16 protein-coding genes are annotated in these 20646 nt (G+C 45.2%); 2 read left to right on the top strand and 14 right to left on the bottom strand.

The genetic code is table 11. From position 1 onward, the window contains the following. Positions 1–74: 74 nt before the first annotated feature. The 6 genes from I592_RS15830 to I592_RS15805 form a co-directional block, all read right to left on the bottom strand. The gene (locus tag I592_RS15830) at positions 75–1328 is read right to left on the bottom strand and encodes an MFS transporter (protein WP_010778679.1); all 1254 of its coding nucleotides are present in this window, start codon (positions 1326–1328) and stop codon (positions 75–77) included. Positions 1329–1401: 73 nt separating this feature from the next. Further along, positions 1402–2766 (bottom strand): allantoinase AllB, encoded by a 1365-nt coding sequence (allB, locus tag I592_RS15825; RefSeq protein WP_010778680.1) that lies wholly within the window; start codon positions 2764–2766, stop codon positions 1402–1404. 32 nt (positions 2767–2798) lie between these two features. Continuing rightward, the gene (allW, locus tag I592_RS15820; protein ID WP_010778681.1) at positions 2799–4280 is read right to left on the bottom strand and encodes an allantoin permease; all 1482 of its coding nucleotides are present in this window, start codon (positions 4278–4280) and stop codon (positions 2799–2801) included. 239 nt (positions 4281–4519) lie between these two features. Then, positions 4520–5776 (bottom strand): dicarboxylate/amino acid:cation symporter, encoded by a 1257-nt coding sequence (locus tag I592_RS15815; protein WP_010778682.1) that lies wholly within the window; start codon positions 5774–5776, stop codon positions 4520–4522. Between the two features lie 40 nt (positions 5777–5816). Next, the gene (locus I592_RS15810; RefSeq protein WP_010778683.1) at positions 5817–7052 is read right to left on the bottom strand and encodes an MFS transporter; all 1236 of its coding nucleotides are present in this window, start codon (positions 7050–7052) and stop codon (positions 5817–5819) included. A 185-nt stretch (positions 7053–7237) separates the two neighbouring features. Beyond that, complete coding sequence (locus I592_RS15805; protein WP_010778684.1) at positions 7238–8449, bottom strand: pyridoxal-phosphate-dependent aminotransferase family protein; 1212 nt, start codon at positions 8447–8449, stop codon at positions 7238–7240. A 140-nt stretch (positions 8450–8589) separates the two neighbouring features. Between I592_RS15805 and I592_RS15800 the strand changes: the two genes are divergently transcribed. Beyond that, positions 8590–10224: a PucR family transcriptional regulator gene (locus tag I592_RS15800; RefSeq protein ID WP_010778685.1), complete on the top strand. Its 1635-nt coding sequence runs from the start codon at positions 8590–8592 to the stop codon at positions 10222–10224. Positions 10225–10255: 31 nt separating this feature from the next. Here the strand turns inward: I592_RS15800 and arcC are convergent, their stop codons facing one another. From arcC to allC, 7 genes are read right to left on the bottom strand one after another with little or no spacing between them, the layout of a single operon-like run. Then, positions 10256–11194, bottom strand: a complete 939-nt coding sequence (arcC, locus tag I592_RS15795; protein WP_010778686.1) for a carbamate kinase — start codon at positions 11192–11194, stop codon at positions 10256–10258. Next, positions 11179–12108: an oxamate carbamoyltransferase subunit AllH family protein gene (locus I592_RS15790; RefSeq protein ID WP_010778687.1), complete on the bottom strand. Its 930-nt coding sequence runs from the start codon at positions 12106–12108 to the stop codon at positions 11179–11181. Before I592_RS15790 ends, arcC begins: the two co-directional genes overlap by 16 nt. 14 nt (positions 12109–12122) lie before the next feature. Continuing rightward, positions 12123–13385 carry a YlbE family protein gene (locus I592_RS15785; RefSeq protein ID WP_010778688.1) on the bottom strand — a complete coding sequence of 421 codons (1263 nt, stop codon included), beginning with the start codon at positions 13383–13385 and terminating at the stop codon, positions 12123–12125. A 14-nt stretch (positions 13386–13399) separates the two neighbouring features. After that, a complete protein-coding gene (gene fdrA / locus I592_RS15780; RefSeq protein ID WP_010778689.1) occupies positions 13400–15157 on the bottom strand; it encodes an acyl-CoA synthetase FdrA in 1758 nt (585 codons plus the stop codon). Positions 15158–15176: 19 nt separating this feature from the next. Further along, positions 15177–16241 carry an ureidoglycolate dehydrogenase gene (allD, locus tag I592_RS15775; protein ID WP_044926676.1) on the bottom strand — a complete coding sequence of 355 codons (1065 nt, stop codon included), beginning with the start codon at positions 16239–16241 and terminating at the stop codon, positions 15177–15179. Positions 16242–16262: 21 nt separating this feature from the next. Further along, positions 16263–17048: a (S)-ureidoglycine aminohydrolase gene (allE, locus tag I592_RS15770; RefSeq protein WP_010778691.1), complete on the bottom strand. Its 786-nt coding sequence runs from the start codon at positions 17046–17048 to the stop codon at positions 16263–16265. Positions 17049–17063: 15 nt separating this feature from the next. Next, positions 17064–18293, bottom strand: coding sequence for an allantoate deiminase (gene allC, locus I592_RS15765; protein ID WP_010778692.1), 1230 nt, complete (start codon positions 18291–18293; stop codon positions 17064–17066). Between the two features lie 154 nt (positions 18294–18447). Here allC and I592_RS15760 point away from each other — a divergent pair, with 154 nt between their 5' ends. Then, positions 18448–19287 carry an alpha/beta hydrolase gene (locus I592_RS15760; protein ID WP_010778693.1) on the top strand — a complete coding sequence of 280 codons (840 nt, stop codon included), beginning with the start codon at positions 18448–18450 and terminating at the stop codon, positions 19285–19287. A gap of 127 nt (positions 19288–19414) precedes the next feature. Here I592_RS15760 and allD (I592_RS15755) read toward each other — a convergent pair whose 3' ends face one another. Continuing rightward, on the bottom strand, positions 19415–20464 hold the full coding sequence (gene allD / locus I592_RS15755; RefSeq protein WP_010778694.1) for an ureidoglycolate dehydrogenase: 1050 nt from the start codon (positions 20462–20464) through the stop codon (positions 19415–19417). Between the last annotated feature and the right edge of the window lie 182 nt (positions 20465–20646).

Here is a 20646-nt window from a genome sequence, read left to right as displayed (position 1 = left end):
CCACGCCGCTTACAACAAAAACAGACGACTAAGCCAGCATCACTGCCGCTTAGTCGTCTATTTTTAGTTATCGGTTAATACGTCGTTTCCATCACCTCAGCCGCTGCTTCTTTTTCTTGATAATATTTATTGATCCCATAAAAAACAAGCGTCCCTGCAACGATGATCCCGATGGCTAAATAAAAGGCGTACACCTTGGTGCCTGTCGCATCAGAGATCATCCCTGTAACAGACGGGACGATGACCGAGGCAGACATGCCGAAGAAATTGAAGACACCATAAGTAGTAGCGATACTTTTCTTTGGGGCAAATTGACCGAGCCATGAAATAATGATCGGTTCAACGGCAAGTTTCCCGAAAAATCCGTAGGCCATAATCCCAATGATCAATAACACCTGATTATTCGTAGTGATGGTCATAAAGAGGACACTTGCTGCCAAAATTTCTAGCAGGATGATGATCATTGTTTTTTTATGAGGAATCTTATCCGCGATCCGGCTGAAAAACAACGCCCCTGGTATTGCCGTAAAGAAGACTAAGGAAGACGCAATCCCAATGCCTGTCCCTTGGAAGCCGCGTTCAGTTTCTAAAAAATTGGGCAGCCACGTGTCGATCAGATAGTACGTGTACAGCGTCGAAAAGTACAATACGTATGAAGCGATCATCGGCAATTTGAAAAGATCCTTGAGTGTGCCCTTTGGCTTTGCAGCTGTTTGTACCTGTGGAGCGGGCGTCGGTTTTTCCTCGCGAATCATTTTTTTGAAGACACCCAGCATCACGACGATCAAGAGCGCCGTCATAAGTAATAACGATTGCCATGGCAACACCCCTTCTCCTACTAAAAAGCTGGAAGAGACTAATCCTAAGCCGCTGCCAATGGCCGTCCCGCTATTTACGATCGCAGTGGCCAAACTCTTCTTGTTCGCTGGAACATATTCTGTCGTCAGTGAATACGCCACGCCATAATAAGTCCCACAGCCTAAGCCTGCCAGCACACTCCCGAGAAAGACGGCGGATAAGGCCGATGCCGATGCCACGATCAGTGTTCCAAGGCCAAATAGCAAGAATCCAGGAATCAAAATCTTCTTTTTTCCAAATCGATCCACTAAGAGGCCGGATGGAATCTGCATGCTAACATACCCTAAAAAGTAGAAACTCGATATATTGCCCAAGCTTGAATCCGTTGCTCCGCCAAAGTACGCGCTGATAATAGGATAGATCGGCGTAAGAACCATCCGATAGATCCAGATTACCACCCACCCGGCGGTCAGGATAAAAATGATTTGCTTCCAATAGGGAGCTCGCGTTGTTCTTGTTTGTTCTTCCATATTTATACGTCCTCCCTTACATGACACCTTTGATGGCCCGCATGGTCACCGATGCAGGCCACCCGTTTCTCCCTTATTTTTTGATAAATTCACCCGGGAAGTCTGCGGTCACGCCTGCTTCCTGACTGTAGATCGATTCGCCCCGTAAGATTGTTTGAACCACCTGTGCGCCGATCTCGCGTCCAATATAAGGACTGATTTTGTTGCGGTATTCGAGGTCTTCCGCTTGCAGCGTATAGGCCGCCTTTGGTTTGATCAATACGAAATCCGCGTCTTTGCCGATACTGATCCGTCCTTTTGTATCCAGATCATAGCGATCTGCCGGATTGGTCGCGATCACATCCGCAAACATTTTCAAGCTCATTCCACGTTTTTGGACCCCTTCGTCAAACATCACATCAACGTTGTTTTGAACGCCGGAGATACCGCCCCACGCTTCAAAGGCATTTTCTTTATCCTTTAAATCAGGGGTACATGGAGAATGATCCGATGTCACAAAAGCGATCTCTCCTGCCAATAATTTATCCCACATCGCTTTTCGTGTTTCCAGATCGCGAATTGGCGGAGAACATTTTACCACCGGTCCAATAGCATCCAATTCATCCGTATGGAAATATAAATAATGAGTACACGTTTCACAGGTAACGTCCACGCCCTCTGCACGAGCTTTGGTTACCTCCTCGACCCCTTCAGGACACGCAACGTGACAAATGTGGATGCGGCAGCCCGTTTCTTTCGCCAAAAGAATCGCTCGACGAATCGGCTCAACTTCCGTAAAGACTGGGCGGCTTTCTACATAGGCCTTCAAAGTCGTTTCCCCATTGGCATAGGCGATCTCCCCTAATTTATCCGTGATCGCCGCATTCTCCGCATGGATCGCTAGAACCTTGCCTGTTTCTGCGATTTGCTTCATCCCTTCATATAAAGAGTAGTCATCCACGTTCATGAAATCGCCATCGATCGTCCGGTCGCCGCAAGTCGCCATAAAACATTTGTAAGCCGCGACACCGCCGTCGTTTAATTCTTGAATACCACCCTTCAAATTTAGCGGCGTCAATCCGCCAAAGGAGCCGACATCGGAGCGTAATTTGTTTTTCCCAGCCGAATACTTGATTTCTAAGCTTTCAGCGTCGGTCGTAGCAGGAACTTGATTCAAAGGCATTTCCATAAAGGAGGTAACGCCACCTTTAGCACAAGAAGCAGTCCCGGTCACATAGCCTTCCCACTCATCCCGGTACCCGCCGCCAGGATCTGTGATGTGGACATGTGCGTCCACCATTCCTGGACTGACCACTAAACCTGACGCGTCGATCACTTTATCGCCGTCTAACCCCTTTCCGATGGCGACAATGATGCCGTCCTTGACTGCGACATCCGTCTCAACTTCCCCGCTTTCTAAAATGACTAGACCGTTTTTGATAACTAAATCATGATTCATACTTTTCCATCCTCTCTTTTTTTAAAGTCAATTTAATCAAAAGCCTCTTCGGTCGTATCCTCCGAGCCTAATTTCCTCAAGACATAATAAATAGCAAATGCGCAGGAGAAGCCGACGAGCCAAGACACGTTTGAGATCGCCTGCAATGCGGGAATGAACTGACCGCTCAATGAAATCAGCAAGGCTATGATCGTCGCGATGTAGGCTTGACGATTTAATCCCCGATACACATTTTTTGTATTGTTTTCTTTTGGATCAATATAGAGTGCGTCCAAATTGATCGTTTGATCCTTGATAAAGAAATAATGAGCGATCATGACCCCTGCCACCGGTCCTAAAACTGCCCCGATCGAATTTAAGAAAATAAAGATACTGTCGGCATTTTCCATCAATTTCCATGGCATGATCAGGTAGCTGATGACACTGGCGATGACTACGCCTTTTTTGTAATCGACTTTTTTAGGGAACAACGCCGACAATTGGTACGCCGCCGGGATAATATTCCCTGTCGCATTCGTAGAGATCGTGGTCAGTAAAAATACTGTCATCGCGATAATGACTGCCGTGAAATTGTCCCATCGATCAACAATGTTCAGCACGTTCCATTCCTGAATACCGTAGTGAATCGAGCCGCCGATCAAGATCGCCACACTGGAGAGAGCAAAGATCACGTAGGCAACTAACAGACTCGCCATCTGCCCCACCGTTTGATCTTTTGTCGATTTGGCGTTCTGAGTAAAGTCGGAGACACTTGCCCCAGGTGCTGCCCATACAGCTAACACCGAATTAATGATCATAAAATACGCGAAGATCGGATTGATACTTTGAGTCGCACCGCTTGTATCGAAGGATAGAATCGCTCCGATCCCGCCTGCTGCACGAATCGCCCAGATCGCCATGCCGCCGAAGACGAGATAGATCAACGGACTTAGTATCGCCGTGAATTTGTTTAAGATGTTGCCTCCGCCGATTCCAATCAGCATATTGAGCGCCCAAAACAAGGTGAATGCCAGCAATCCCGGAATGCCGATCCCGAAGAAACTAGCTGAACCGCCGATCGCCAAGAAACCGGGCCAAATTTTTCCAATCAATATTAAAAGTGCTAATGATCCCGTATAATTCTGTAGGCCAAACCAAGCGATCGCTGCGACACATCCCCGGAGAAATCCAGGAAGCTTGGCGCCGATATCACCATACGTCGACCGCAAATGAAGTGCGAAAGGAATGCCGTATTTTGAGCCCGCCCGTCCATTCATGGTCATAAACAACGCAACAACAAGTGCACTGATGATCAACGCCATCATGACATTTATTGGTGACAAGCCTAAAAATAGAAACCCTCCAACCGCCGTATAATTAGGAATGTTATGCACAGAACCCATCCAGAGAGTAAAATAATTTTTCGCCCCCATGTTTCGCTTCTCCGGTGTTTTAGGCAGCATATCATCGTTGTAGCCCCGCTCTTTAAATCGAGCGACTTCTTCTTCTGAAACTTGATAATCTGTGTTTTCCACTGGTGCGCCTCCTTCTTCAATTAAAACGTGCTCCTTTTCTAACTGACCTTATTGTAAGCGTTTTAAAAACAATGCACATTAGTCGAAAGAACAAAAACGATCGCCCCTTTTTGTTCACTATGAACAAGCACTTTTTTTGTTTTTAAGCGTATTATATGAGGTATATTCATGCGCTTAAAAAAGAGGCTACTTACTATCCAGTGACGATCACTAAATACAAAGTAGCCTCCTCTATCTGCTTATTCTTTTTGTTCCATCAACTCTGTATAACTTTTTGTTCCATTAAAAATATCAAGGTTAAGCTCGTTTTCATCACTCGCGATGATCATCGCGACCAGCACATCAATATCGACGTTTAACAATGTTCTGAATACGCCAGAAAACCAATCGATCCCAGCCAATAAAGCGATGCTCTCCGTCGGCAAGCCAAGCATCGGCATCACTGTCGCTAATGCTACCAAGCCGCCGCCGGGAACAACGACTGTTCCTAAACACGCTAGCGTTGAGAGCAAGACTGCTTGTGCCAATTGACCGATCCCAAGTTCGATGCTGAAAAACTGGGCAAAGGTGACGATCGACAAGGAAAGATACATCGACAAGCCATTGCTGTTCAGGCTCATTCCTAGAGGCATCACGAGCTTATTGATTCGGTCTCCGATTCCTAATTTTTCTCGTCCATCTTCTATCTTGATTGGTAACGAAATAGCCGAAGACGTTGTTGTAACAGCGATCATGGTGATTCGCCAGATGTTTTTGATCAATCGTGGAAGACTGACTTTACAGTAGACAGCGGTTATCACAAACCAAATGAGCAAATACAAGACCGCCGCGACACCAAAGGTCAGCAGAAACTTCATGAGTGTTCCTAACACACCGATTCCGATATCGCCGACAACTGCCGCGATCAAACTGAAAATACCGATGGGTGCTAATTTCATGATCATCGTGACCATTCTCAAAACAACGTTGTTGAAGCTAGAGATCCAATCTAAAATGTGCGTGCTGTTCTCGTCGCTTTTGATCACACTTAAAGCCAACCCAAACATCAGGGAAAAGACGATGACTTGGATCATATTCGCTTCCGCCATTGCGGAGACGATATTTTGCGGGATAAAGCCTAAGACCACTTCCTGCAGCCCACCCTCATTGACAGCTAGATCATTCACCTCGGAGAGGGTATTTTCCAAGCCAACACCGGGTTTAAAGACGAGTCCGAAGACGATCCCGATCGCTGCGGCTACGACGGTCGACCCCATAAACCACAGGACTAGTCTTACGCCTATTTTTCGCAGCTCTTTGATTTCCAATCCGCCGACTGCTTCTATCACTGATCCCATGATCAAGACAACTACAGACATTTGGATCAGGCGTAAAAACAAGTCACCGACGAGTTTGATGCCTACAATGTTCTTTTGAAAGACTGCGCCAAATAAAATCCCTAGGACCATCGCTATCATGATTTGATTGGTTAAGCTTATTTTTCGAAGTGCTCGCATGCGTTTACCTCGCTCTCTTATACAGAAAAAACGGCCGTGACTACTTGGCTTTCTTTAGATTGGATAATAGGAAGAGAATCGACCCAACGACCAGCAAAACGATCGCGATATAAAAGCCCATTACTTTTGATCCCGTTGCATCAGAAATCGAACCCGTCAATGTCGGCGCGATAACTGAGGACATCATTCCAAAGAAATTAAATACACCCAATGTTGTTCCAATACCCACTTGCGGCGCATTTTCACCGAGCCAAGAAATAATGATCGGCTCAACCGCTAATTTACCTAAAAATCCATACATAATCAAGGCGATCATCAAGAAGGTCGATGTTGATGAGCGAACCGTGATCAATAGCATCACTGCCGCCAAAAGTTCAAGGATCACAATAAAACGAATTTTTTTATCCATATATTTGTCTGCTAATTTACTAAAGAACAGAGCGCCCGGAATCGAAGCAAAAGCCACCAATGAAGAAGAGAATCCAATCGCTGCACCTTGGAAGCCACGTTCCGTTCCCAAGAAATTCGGCAGCCACGTCACGGTCATGTAGTAGGCATAGCATGTCGCAAAATAGAGAATGTACGTAAACAGCATCGCCGGAGACAATAAGGTTTTCATTGATACGGCTTCTTTCGGCTTCTCTTCAACCACTTCTTTTGGCTGATTGAAGGCCACGTCGTCTTTATTGCTGCGGATCACTAAGCTGAAAGCTGCTAACATTACCAAAATAAGTGCCATCGAGATATACATCATGACTTGCCAAGGCAGACCCAATTGGACAACCAAGTAACTGGAGAGGATCATCCCGATCCCGGACCCTACAGCAGAACCGCTATTAACGATCGCTGTGGAGAAGCTTTTCTTTTCCGCCGGAATGTTTTGCGAAGTCAGTGAGTACGCCGAGCCATAAAAGGAGCCGCAGCCGATCCCTGCCATGAAACTTCCGATATAGATCATTGAGATCGTTGAAGCTTGAGAAATAATAAAAGCGGCCAATGCGAAGAAGATGAACCCTGGGATCAAGACTTTCTTCTTACCGATTTTATCTACTAAAAACCCTGCAGGTATCTGCATGATCACATACCCTAGGAAATAGAAACTTGAGATGGAGCCTAATGCCGTATCTGAGACGTTTCCTCCCAGTGACGCATTGATTTGCGGATACACAGGTGACAAGGCCGAGCGGTAAATCCAAATCGACACCCATCCTGAGCAAAGTAAAACGATGATTTTCTTCCAATATTCCATACCGATTCGTTCGTTGTTCATTTCCATCTTTCTTCTTCCCCCGTCTAATATCTAGTTAGTTTTATACTTTCAACACTATGTTTTTCAACAGTTTGTACCGTTCGCATCTTCTACTCTTATTGTAAAGTGAGTCCTCTCCAGATACATTTAACAGTACGAACAAATGTGAAATTCTTTTTGTGCGCTTTAACTAATCACATACTGATAAGTCCTTACACTTCGTACACCTGCAAGGCTGCTTTTGTCGCTTCCCCTTTAGTGATTTCCGCTCCGTAATAGATCAAAGCTGCCTCTAACGCGCCTAAAACGTGCAGGACGTTTTCGCGTCGACTGCTGTAGCCCATGTTCCCGATCCGCCACACTTTTCCTTTTAAATCGCCAAACGAAGAGGCAATCTCGACTCCAAATACTTCCAAGAGCATGCTGCGGATCGCTTCACCGTCATCGGCTCCTTCTGGAATTAAAATAGGGGTCACAGTCGGCATTTTAGTCGCCATATTTCCGAAGAAACCAAGCCCCATCGCTTGAATCCCTGCCACGATCGCGTCATCGTTTAATTGATGACGTGCCCACACATTCTCGATGCCTTCGTTGATCATCGCGCGCAGCCCTTCATGCAAGGCGTAAATCATTGTTGTAGCCTCCGTGTGATGATTGATTCGTTCAGAGTTCCAATAACGCTGCAACTGGCTTAAATCCAAATAATTGCTGCTGATAGGATTGTCGTTGCGATCGACTTTGCTTAAGCCCAACTCTTTTTGGTAGCGGCTCGTCAACACCTTTTCAACGCGGTCATTATAGGTAATCAGAGACATGCCAGAAGGCACGCTCACACATTTTTGCGTTCCGCCGATCGCCATATCGACCTTCCATTCGTCGACATATATCGGCACACCGCCGTATGTTGCGACCATATCGACCACAAAGAAAATATCCCGTTCACGACAAGCCGCACCGATTTTATCCAACGCCTGCATCTGACCGTTGGCCGTTTCTCCGTGGACCATCGTGACGATCTTCGGTTGAAAATCATCGATGGCTTTAATGATGACTTCCTGATCAAAAGGCTCTGTCCATTCTTTCTCCAAATACTTTACGTCTGCTTTTGCTCGTTCGCAGATTTCTCCCAAAAGGTATGCAAAACGACCATATACCGGAATCAGTACCTTATCTCCCGGTTCGATAAGTGCGATTAAAGCAGCTTCTAAGCCCGAGCGGGATGTCCCGTCAATCGCAAAAGCTTGCTCATTTTTCGTTCCGAAAGGGATCTTGATCATTTCTTTCACTGCATCCATAATCGTTAAAAAGGCTGGATCAAATTGGCCCAAGATCGTTGAGCTCATCACTCTCAATACATTGGGATGGGCTTCTACCGGCCCTGGGGTCATAATGGTACGACGCGGGATGACTAATTCTGAAAACATATAAATTCCTCTTTTCTCTTTTTGAGTTGCGACATTGTGGTTGTCTACTTCGCATAATCATTCATATTTTTTAGCCAAAATAACTAAAATAGTCTTGTTTCTCGAGACCCCCTTGCCTATAATTGGTCTAGGAGGTTGCCATGAGAACATTACTTGATGTACTACAAATTCCACGTTTTTCTGATTTGACGTTACTTACAGAGCCCTCGTTCGCTAAATTGCCGCTAGATAGTATCGAAATCAGCGAAACACCGGACATTTCTTTTTATATACCGGAGAATACGTTTCTTTTGACCACCGCGATGATTTATCGTGACGATCAAACGAAGCTATTTGAGCTGATCGATTCGCTGCAAGAAAAAAATGCGGCTGGTTTGGGGATCAAGATCGGGCGTTTTATCGATGCCATCGATCAACGAGTGATCGATTATGCCAATAAGGTAAAATTTCCGATCGTTCAAATCCCGCTTTCCATTCCTCTGGGGAGTCTTCTCCACCAGATGCTCAACTTTTTATGGGATAAAAAAGCCGAACAGTTAAACTATGCACTGGATATCCAGCGTCGTTTTTCAAATATGCTGGTCAACGATGTCAGTATGGCGCGTTTTATCGCTGACTTTGGCCGTCTGATCAAGACGCCCGTCATTCTGGTCGATCCGTATAAGCGGGTGCAGGCGTCGTCGAAGCATTTTTCGAATACATCGAAACCCGCCGAATATTACATTGATCAATTAGAGCAGCTTGATCCTGATTTTGTAAAAAAGAAAAATGATTCCGTTTTAATCAATGATCTCGATCAAAAAGCCTTTTTGGTTTCTTATTTTTCAGTAGAACCCAATCATTATTTTCCGCATTCTCTCGTTGTTCTGAATTCTGAAAAAATTCCGTATCCTGTCTCGAATTTTGCTTTGGAGCAGGCGACATTGGTTTTGTCTTTCATGCTTTATAAGAACCAGAAGATCCAAGAGTCCTTTGATGCACTGAAGACGGATTTTTTCAACCGGATGATCGAGATTCAACAGGAGCCGAATCAGGAACCTCGAGACTGGCTCGACCTTGGTAGAACTTACGGATTAGTCAAAGCACGCCATTACCGGGTGATCTACGCCGCTTGCCAACAAAGCGACCTGGATCATTCGCGAATCAAATTCCAAGAAGAAGTGAGTGAATTAAGCTTCAATTGGCTAAATGACAAGCTTTCCCACCATATCCGCGATGTTTCCTTATTCAAAATGAAGGACCCTGCTCACTTTGCGATCGTTAGTCAGCATAAGGAAGAACAACTCGCGGACATTTTAGAAAATGTCGCGACAGATCTATCCCAGCGATTGAATATCCAACTGCAATTCGGCTTAGGAAATGTGTATGCCTCCATCGAGGACATTGGAAAATCCTTCATCGAAGCCAAAACGGCATTTGAAGAAATGCATCTGCTCTCGAAAGTACCAATGATCTACCAATACCAGCAAAAAGGGATGCGCAGCCTCTTCGAAAAAATGGGCCATTCAGACATCACGTATTTTTGCGAAATTTCTTTGAAGGAACTTGCCTATCCAAAAGAACCTGCAATGATCGAATTACGTAAAACATTGAAATATTATTTAGATTATCAATGCGAGATTGCTCGGACAGCAAAAGCGCTGTTCGTTCACCGAAATACGATCAAATATCGAATCGAACAATGTAGCTCGATCATTGGAAAAAATGTCCACGATCCCGGTGTCAGTCTCGATCTACGCCTGGCTCTGGAGCTGTCGGAAGAAAATAATACATGAAACAGCGTAAGGTACAAGAATTGCCGGATGATTATCCCACAATTCTTGTACCTGCTTTGCCCAATAACGCTTGGTCCGCTTCTTCCAGAGCACAAATGATCGCGGTTTTCCCTTGACGCGCAAAATTAATGGCTGCTTCGATTTTTGGTCCCATGCTGCCGTCAGCAAAGTGACCGTCCTGAAAATGTTTCTGAGCGGTTTCTGGCGTAATGGTCTCTAATTTTTCTTGATTTGGTTTTCCATAGTTAATGTAGACATTGCTGACATCGGTGAGCATCATAAATACATCGGCGTTCACCTGTTCTGAGAGCTTCTTGCCCGTGTGGTCTTTGTCGATCACCGCTTCGATCCCGCTTAAAAGACCATTTTCTTTTCGTGATACAGGGATACCTCCGCCGCCACCGGCTACGACGATCGTGTTTTGGTTCAACAGATTGACGATCGAATTCACTCCATGAATCGCTAAAGGCTTAGGCGATGGCACGACACGACGGTACCCGCGGCCCGCATCTTCCGCCATCTTCCAATTCCGTTCCTTCGACATTTTCTCCGCCTCTTCTTTTGAATAAAAGACACCAATCGGTTTCGTCGGTTTTTGGAAGGCTTCATCTTCAGCAGAGACTTCTACTTGCGTCAACAAGGTGACCACATCACTGGTCAAGCCTTCTTCTTCGATCTTATTTTTGATGGTTTGCTCCATTAAATAGCCGATAAATCCTTGAGACTGTGCATTACACACGTCCAAAGGAAACGGTGGGACCACATCTTTCGCTTCTTCATTTTGTCGCAAAATATTCCCCACCTGCGGCCCGTTTCCATGAGTCACCAAGATTTGATAATCCAGCTTTTCAACCTTTGCGATCATTTCAGCGCTCGTTTCGATGTTTTTCAACTGCGCTTCCACGGTTTCTTCCTGACCAGGTTTCAATATTGCGTTGCCGCCAAGGGCCATAACTACCCGATTTGCCATTTTTTTCCTCCTTCATATCCCGTTTCTTTTTCGTTATCGCCCGTCTCATCCGACGCGATTTGCGTTGCCTCACGGCGTTCGTTTCTAAAATAATTAAGCGTTCTGGAAAATCCTGCTAAAAAATCAGCTCCCGATGTATGTCCCGTCTGCAATACCAATTGAATTGCCGGTTCTAGTTCATCGGTGATTTCGCTGACTGCCTTCAGCAACTGTAGGATGGACTGGTTGAAACGCTGGTCCAATCCGCATAAAAGATAATGCTTGCTTACATCCGTTGTCAGATCAGCTACAGAGAGCAGCTTCGTTCTCAAGTAGGTCTCTAATTTCGTGTCCCTATTGTCTAAAATTAGTCGAGCAGCCAAATATCCAATGAGCATATCGTCTCCTGAAGGCGTCAGCCCCGGCCCCCGACCAATCAAAAAGTGAAGGGCTTTGCGCTGATGAGGCAAGGAATCTGAACAAAGAGCATCGATTGCCTTGGTGAAGTCATTTCCACTGTCAAACACCGTCGATAAGGGTTCCTGATACCCGGTCGGCTTCTTCACTTTTTTCAAAGAGAAACTATATTCTTTCCAACCTTCAGCAGTCAGTCCGCCAGTCGACACGTAATGAGAGGTATATTCCCGTGTCGGTGATACGACCAGTTGTCTTCCGGCGATTCGTAAGATCCTGTTTTGCATGATCAGCGGATCGCCGACGCGGACTTCCGAGAGCAATTGTTCAAAATCAGATACCTTTAGATAAATTCCATTGGGGACAGCCGCCGTTTGTTCAGTCGAAATGACCGCCAATCGCTGGCTGGTTTCATCCTGAATATTGAAGCTATGGTTAAATTTGCTGTGGACGTGCCACCGGCTTTTTAAAATCGATTGCTCAAGGATTTCCCGATCCGAGCAGCAGGCCTCTATCAGCATCGCATTTCTCTCCTTTATTCGTTGAATCCTAGTTTCTTCGCATAGGCTAGAACGGCTTTTTCAAAACAATCAATCGGCGGTGTCACTGTTCCCGCACCGATTTGTCCCTTTCCAGCCTTCTTATTCGCGATTCCCGTATTAATGACTGGCAAGATGCCCGTTTCAACAACTTTTCTCGCATCGATACCTAAGCAGATTCCTTTGAAATCCCACGTAGGAACAGGGAAATTCGGATTGCTGTCGATACAGATTTCCGTCATCTCGTTGCTGGTGTTCAAGGCATCATAAAAGCCGCCTGAACCGACGAATCGCGTCACTGCCGGAGCAGCGATCATCGCCATGCCGCCAACACCAAAGGTTTCTGTAATCGCGCTATCTCCCATATCTGGTGAGGCATCGGCTTCGCTGAATCCTGAGAAGTACAGACCTTTCGGCGTGTTCACAGGACCGGTGAACCATTCATCCCCCATCCCTGCGATTCGAATACCGAATTCATGCCCGTTCCGGCACATGGCTGTCACGATGGTCCCTTCTTGAATTTTCCGAGCCCCGTCCATGACTGCTTTGGCTGAAGCCATCATGATGTTCAAGAAGAATTGATCCGTATCTGCCAAGAACTGAATGACCTCTTGTTTCTCTTCCTCGAACTCTTTTAATGAGACGATCGCAGGTGCAACTTCCTTCAAGAAAGCCAATGATGCCGCGATGTTCCGTTGGTGAAACTCATCCCCCATCGAAATCGCTTTGGCAACTAAGACATTGACATTCAACCCGTTATCCATCGTTTTTAATGCTGCGCTTAGAACTGGTCCCAGCGTATTTTTCATCCAATGCAGACGGTTGACGACTTCTTCAGAATAGGCACCAAATCGTAAGACTGCTCCAATGCCTTCATTCATTGTGCAATAGGCACGATTACCGTCCGTTTTATTTTCGACGACCAATACAGCCATATTGGCAGAGGTGATGCCCCCCATCGGTCCTACTGCATCCACATGATGGCAAGGGATCAGAGTGACTTCGCCAGACTCTAACTGCTGCCGAACCTCTTCCTCTGTTTCGCCCCATCCTTCAAACAGCGCGGCGCCGACACAGGCCCCTTGAATCGGGTCGATCATTTGGTCGTAACGAATCGGTGGTCCAGCATGTAACAAGACCTTGCCTTCATTTAATTCAGAGATCACGGTTTTCGCAGGTACTACATCTAATAAGAAAGGAGAACCGGCTACAATTTTTGCGGCGACCGCTTGGTTTGCTTCATCAATTGTTTTGTACACTTTTCATTCTCCTCCTAATTCAATTCCACTTTATTCAAAAACTGCAATGCTTTTTGCAAGGTTGGATTTCCGCCAGCAACTGGCTGCCAGTCAAATTGAACGGCTTTGCCATGATGACTGATGATCGCGTCAGAAAAACTCCGCAGACCAATGTTGATAAATGCCTCATTCGTAAGCAAACGCATCATTTCTTTAGAAGGTGCGATTTGCGGGTTGCTGCTGGCTTTTTTCGGTAAAACAGTTCTTTCTGGAAGCGTCAATGGGTGTCCTAACATAACTAATGCCAGCTTGACCGCTTGCGCATTGCTCGTGCATAAAATCGTTCCAGCTTCTTCTAGAATCGCCTTTTGTTCCTCCATGTTTTGCGGATCTTCATCCGTCCCGACGATCGTTGCTATAACTGCCAATTCGCGACCTTCGGAGGCGGCTTTTTTCTTGATTTCTTTGATTGTTGGAGCCAATTCTTTTGCCATATTTTCATGGGAACCATAGCCTAGAACATCATCCAGCAAGATCACGGCAGTCGTCGCTTCGTCTGCTGCTTGGACCAGCATTTCTTGTCGCTTGCTTGGATCGATCATCGGGTGCGGTTTTCCTTGTGTATAGATGTCGTCTCCCAAATCAATGATCTCGTGGACACCATTCTTTAAGATAAAGCCAGCCTCTGTTTCCTGATCTTCCTTCAGCCCTAGCGCTCGTTTCATTAGCATCGCTGCTTCATAGGCCAACGTTCCGCCAGAATAAAGCCCTTTGATCCCTGTTTGTCCTGAGACAAATGAATACCCTGGATTTTCCAGTTCATCCGCCTTCACTTTGACCTGCTCCTCTTCCATCAGTTGAACGGCGATTTCAGCAGCTTCTTCTAATGTATAGGCTCTATAAAGATTCTCTTCATGATCGGTCGGTTCTTCGCCTAAGAAAATCGTAACAACTGGTTTTGAAGCACTTCTCAATAGATCAAGCACCTCATCCCGTACGCTTGGTGCAGGTGGTTTGGAAATAACGACGATCACTTTTGTCTCTGGATCTTTTTCCAATGTTGCAACACTGTCCTTCAGCGTGATACCGCCAACTTCAGCTTTTAAATCGCGCCCGCCGGTTCCGATCGCGTTGGTCACGCCGCCGCCTAATTTATGAATCAAGGTCGTTACTTCTTGAATCCCTGTCCCAGAGGCCCCGACAACGCCGATACTCCCTTTGCGAACTGCGTTGGTAAAGGCTACAGGAATGCCATTGATGATACCCGTTCCACAGTCTGGACCCATTAATAGCAGGCCTTTTTCATGAGCTAGTTTTTTTAAACGAACTTCATCTTCCAGTGCGACGTTGTCACTAAAACAGAAGACATGCTTGCCTTCGTCCAACGCGTGCTCGATCTCGCCTGCCGCATGTGTTCCTGGAATTGAGAAGACGGCCACATGAGCATCTTCGCCAAGCGCTATCGCTTTGTCCCATGTTTTTACTGTTTCTGTCCCTTTTTCATTGCCGCCCTTGCTTTGCTCCGCTAAGAATTCATCAATTGTACTCAACACATTTTGGATCAATTGTTCCTCTGTTTCCTGAATGTCTAAAACGATCGCCATGTCATTTGAGGACGCCTCTTCAAGTTCGGATGTATATAAGCCGCCTGTTTTGAAAATATCTTTATTTGCTGGTGTTCCCATCATAACGGACGCCTTGTTCACGCCATCTAGCGTATTTAATCGATTCGTTAACAACATTAATACGATCGAATCTTGATAACTGTTTTTTTGAATAATCGTGTGTAACACGTGATTCCCTCACTCTCTGTTAGTTGGTTGCAAAACTCCCAGTTTCTCCATATTGATCAAAATGGATCGTATCACTTTCCAAATAGTCTACTACCTTCTTCGCCACAGGAATTCCTTCAGAGGAGTATTCCTCATACTTGATCTGATTGGTTTCTCCCGGGTAATAGACTTGCTTAAAGCCAGCTGCTGGAGCGATGCTATGCAATTCTTCAATCATGGTTTCAATACTGTGCTTAAAACTTGCCAAATCAGTAAAGCGTCGTGGATCAATCAAAATAAATAATTGTCCGAGGTTGCGTTTTTCCGTTAGGTCACTATACATAGAAGAAACGTTTTTTCCGAAAGGCAGACCTAGCAGCATGCCAGATAACACATCCACCATCATCATCAAACCAAACCCTTTTGGTCCAGCCATTGGCAATAAGCCGTTGACCTCATGAGGATTCGTTGTTGGTTTACCGTCCGCATCCACTGCCCAAGTATCAGGAATATCTTGGTTTTTTGAACGCGCGTCTAAAATTTTCCCCCATGCTTGAACCGTTGTAGCCATATCAAAAACAACCGGTGCGCCGTGTTCCCTAGGTGCTGCAAAAGCGATCGGATTCGTTCCAAAATAGTTTTCCGAACCGCCAAAAGGAACGACCATGGGATCTGACTGGCACATTGAAATAGCGATGAGGTTTTCTTCTGCAGCTCGCTTTACATAATACGAAAGTGCGCCGCAATGACTGATCCGCTTCACACCAACGATTGCTGCACCAGACTCTTTTGCCTGATCGATCGCATATTCTAACGCCTGAAGCGCCACGAATTGCCCGACACCATTGTCTCCATGAACGATTCCTGTACTTGCGCCAGTTCGTTCAAAGGTGATTTTAGGATCAAGTGTCACGCCGCCTTTCGCGATTCGTTCGGCATAATAATCCACGCGAACAGCCCCGTGGGAGTGGATACCGCAAGCATCCGCAAATACCAAATGCTCCGCCACAGTATCGGCATGGCCTTCTCTTAATCCGGCACGCATTAATTTATTTTGAATCAACTCATGTAATTTTGCTGGTTGAACGATCATTGTTTCTTCCATAATAAAAACGACTTCCTTTATTTAAATTTCAGGATCACGATTGCAGTCCTTCGAATAGACATATTTTAAAGGCTCTTTCCGCCCAACAGCATACGCTGCCTGATGAACATAAGCACTCATGAAAATGTAGTCGCCTTTTTCGACAGGCAGCCAGTCATTATCCAAGTTGTACATTCCTTTTCCAGAGAGCAGGTACGCCCCATGTTCTTGATAATGGGTCTCGATATACCCATGACTAGCTCCTGGTTCAAACGACAGGATATGGAAATTCATATCGAAGCCAAGGTCCTTCGGCAGAAAATCCCAAAGTAACACATCTTTCATGCCTTCATATTCGATCGGTTCCATTTCATTCACGTTCCCGACGACTTTATAAGCGCTGTAGCCCTCTAATGGTTGATAGCGTTTCTTATATAGAAAGAACTCGGTTTCTTCCTCTTGTGCATTTGCTAAAAACATTTTTTCTCCTGCGGGTAGATACACATAACCACCCGAAGCGACCGTATGACTTTCCTTGCTGTCGCTGACCGTCAGCTTACCGTCGATCACGTAGACCAACGTTTCGATGCCTTCTCCGCCAAAGCCGCGTTCATTTTTTCCTTCTTTATGGAATGTCATGATGTAATCAACAAAGCTTGCACCAAGTTTTGTTGACCCCAATATAGAACAATCGCAATTCTCAAATCCCGGGATCACATTGTTTACCAATCCGTCGTGAGGAAGAACTGCATAATTATTTTTCTTGATCACTGCTCTTGATTCTAATAACCCTTCGATATAGCCAGTATTATTATTCTTGTACCCCATCTTTTTTCCTCTTCCCTACTCTTTGTATGCCAGTTCATATAATGCTTGCGCCAGTACTTCGACTCCGGCAACCAAGTCTGCCAAATCTGTCGCTTCTGCTGGATTATGGCTGATTCCTTTGATGCTTGGCACAAAAATCATTGCTGTCGGATAATGCGGCGCAATCACTTGAGAATCATGACCTGCACCACTGTGCATCACTTTATAGCTCTTTTCTTTCGCTTTTGCTGCTTCTTCGACAACGGCAACAACTGCTTCATCCATTGGAACTGGCGTTTCATCCATCCAAAGGTCGATATCTAATTTCAAGTCCAGCTCTTTTGCGACTTCTTTCATGTACGCTTCTGCCTCTTTCGTGAATTTGCTTAACGCATCCACGTCTGTATGACGGCAATCCATCGTAAATAGGACTTCGCCCGGCACGACATTTACTGTATTTGGTTTAGGCTCGACCTTGCCGAAAGTAACCACGAGAGGATCCCCTTCTGCAAAGGCACGATCGATAATTTCTGAACAAATTTTTGAGAATCCGTACACAGCGTCACGACGATAGCCCATCGGTGTTGTTCCAGCATGGTTGGCCTCACCCTTTAAAACAAAGGTATAACGCTTCTGGCCCGCGATATTGTTCACGACACCGATTTGCAGTTTTTCATTTTCTAAAACATTTCCTTGTTCAATGTGGATCTCAACAAACGCTTTGATATCCTCCCGCCGTTTCTTCGCGTCATCCGCAAAGTCAAACCCTTGACGACGCATTTCATCTATAAATTTCAATCCTTCAGAATCGGCGATGGCTTCCACCTGTTCTCTGGAGGCTTCACCAACAAAGTTTTTACTTCCCCAAAAGACTGTAGGAAAACGACTGCCCTCTTCTTCTGCCATAGAAATGACCTCTAAGGAACGCAGAGGCTGACCATAAGTTTCCAATAAGTGCTGAACAGCAAGATAAGCAGCCATTACGCCAAATTGCCCATCTAACGTACCGCCATTGACAACGGTATCAATATGGGAGCCAGAAAGAATCGTTTCCTCTGGGTATTTTGTACCAGCAACACGTCCAAATAAATTTCCAATCGCGTCGTAGGACGTTTCTAGTCCAATTTCCTGCATTTTTCCTTCAACAAACTTCTGCGCCTCTAACCACGAATCTGAATAGAGCAACCGTGTCATACCGCCTGTTGGATCACTACCTATTTGTGACAATTCGTGGATATTCTTATCTAAACGCTTTTCTAAAGTCATTTCATGAACCTCCTTCAGTTGTTAATTCAATTGTAAACGCTAATACTGCTAACATCATTGTTCAAAAGTTACAAAAATCTGTATCATTTTGTGCTAAAGTGCTGTTAAATCTTTTGAAATGTTTTCTATAATTGATACAGAAAGAAGGGATTTTATGCCTAATCAACCACTCATTTACACCATTGAAGCTTCGCTTTCCTTGAAGGCGTCCTTTTACCAAACAAAGAATCCTCATCCGAAGAATGCGACACTTCTGTATTTGCACGGTGGCGGATTTCTTTTTGGCAGTCGTGACGATCTGCCCCAAGCGTATCTGGATCTTTTTCTGGAAAATGGTTTCAATGTCTTGGCCTTTGATTATCCTCTTGCACCAGAAACACCGTTGAGGGAAATTCTTCATTGCTTAGAAGACGCGGTCACATGGTTTTTAGCTCATTTCCAAACGACACTTGATTTATCGGAACCAGATTTTTTCCTATTTGGACGCTCTGCAGGCGGTTACTTAGCTTCTATTTTAACTGCCAACAATTATGAACACCAACGAGGCCTGATCCGTTTTTACGGATACCACCATTTTGAACATCCAGCATTTACTTTACCCAATACTTACTATCATCGCTTTCCAAAAGTTTCCCCATTAGAAGCGCAGCAATTGATTCAGGACCATCCCGTAGCGGATCAGCCGCTAGAAAAAAGATTTCCTCTCTACCTTTCCGCGCGACAATATGGGAATTGGCTGAGTTATCTGGGACCACTTACCAAAGAGCTGTCCCTCAGCACGACGCAATTGACACACTTTCCTCCAACTTTTATCGTCCATTGCACGGATGATCCTGATGTCCCGATTGCTTCATCCCGTGAATTGTCGAAGGCTGTGTCCAACAGTGAATTTCTGGAACTACACGTGGCAGAACATGATTTTGATCGGGAAAAAAATCCGATTGCTGACGATGTGTACCAAAAATTGAGAGCATGGCTATTTAAAACTATTTAGGCAGATAAAAAAACGTTCCAATTCTACTACCTATATAATAGTAGAATTGGAACGTTTTCGTTTCATTCCTGATAAAGTGACTCTTCCTCAATCCGCAAAGAAATCGCTGGAAATTTGAGGCAAGCCCTTATTCAGCGAACTTGTTTTTGTGATCGTAACGATCGTAATGAATCGCGTCACTCGTTAAGTATTCATAAATGTCATCAACGATTTCAATACCGTTTTCCTCGTAATTTTTCTCTCGCATTCTTCCACGTTCCCCAGGATAATTTACTTCTTTGAAGCCTGCGCTGGGCGCGACAGTTTTCAGCTCATCCAGCATCGTAGAAATCGTCTGCTTAAATGGTTCCAACCCAACAAAAAATTCTGGATTTATGACAATATGCAACTGCCCTAGTTCTCTTCCTTTTGAAAGATCATGATACATCGAGGATACATGTTTCCCAAACGGAACGCCTAATAGCACCCCGGATAAGACATCCACCATCATCATCAACCCATAGCCCTTTGCTCCTGCAATCGGGACTAAAGCATTGACCTTCGTCGAATCTGTCGTCGGATTCCCTTGTTCATCCACCGCCCACGTATCCGGGATCGATTCTTTACGAGAACGCGCGTGTAAAATTTTCCCCCACGCCTGAACCGTCGTTGCCATATCAAAAGTAATGATTCGTTCGTCGTTGCTTGGTGCCGCAAACGCGATCGGATTGGTTCCAAAGAAAGGCTCGCTCCCGCCGAAAGGCACTACCATAGGATCGGATTGGCAAACCGATACCGCAACCATATCATTTTCCGCGGCCCGTTCGACATAATACGCCAAAGCGCCACTATGAGAAATATTTCTAATACCGATCACAGCGATCCCTGTTTCCTTAGCAATCTCGATCGCTTGATCCATTGCTTTTTCCGCTGCTACAAACCCTGAACCATTATCACCTTCAAAAATCCCGCAGCTTGGACCCGTTTTTGAAAAATGAAATGCCGGATTTTGTGTGATTCCCCCTTTGGCGATCCGTTCTGAATAATATTCGACACGCATCGCTCCATGCGAGTGGATTCCCCTTGCGTCAGCAAAAGTCAGTACGTCACTAACGATCTCCGCCTGCTCCTCAGGTAATCCCGCTTGATGAATCTTATCTTTGATTAATTGATGCAGCTCCGTCTTTGTTACTTTCATCTCTTTCACCTTTTTCTGTTTTATTTTGATTGTCTGGACACACGTTTTCATTCCTATCGTAAGGGTTTTCCAGACACTATACACTGTTCAAAGTGCACAAAAAACAAAACGAATTTAGTGGTTTTAAATGTCCAAAGATACTTAACCTTTTCAAAAAAGCAAGAGTGATTCAAACATACAAA

Source organism: Enterococcus gilvus ATCC BAA-350 (genome assembly GCF_000407545.1).
GTDB classification, from domain to species: Bacteria; Bacillota; Bacilli; order Lactobacillales; family Enterococcaceae; genus Enterococcus_A; species Enterococcus_A gilvus.
This window is presented reverse-complemented; position numbering and strand designations above follow the sequence as displayed.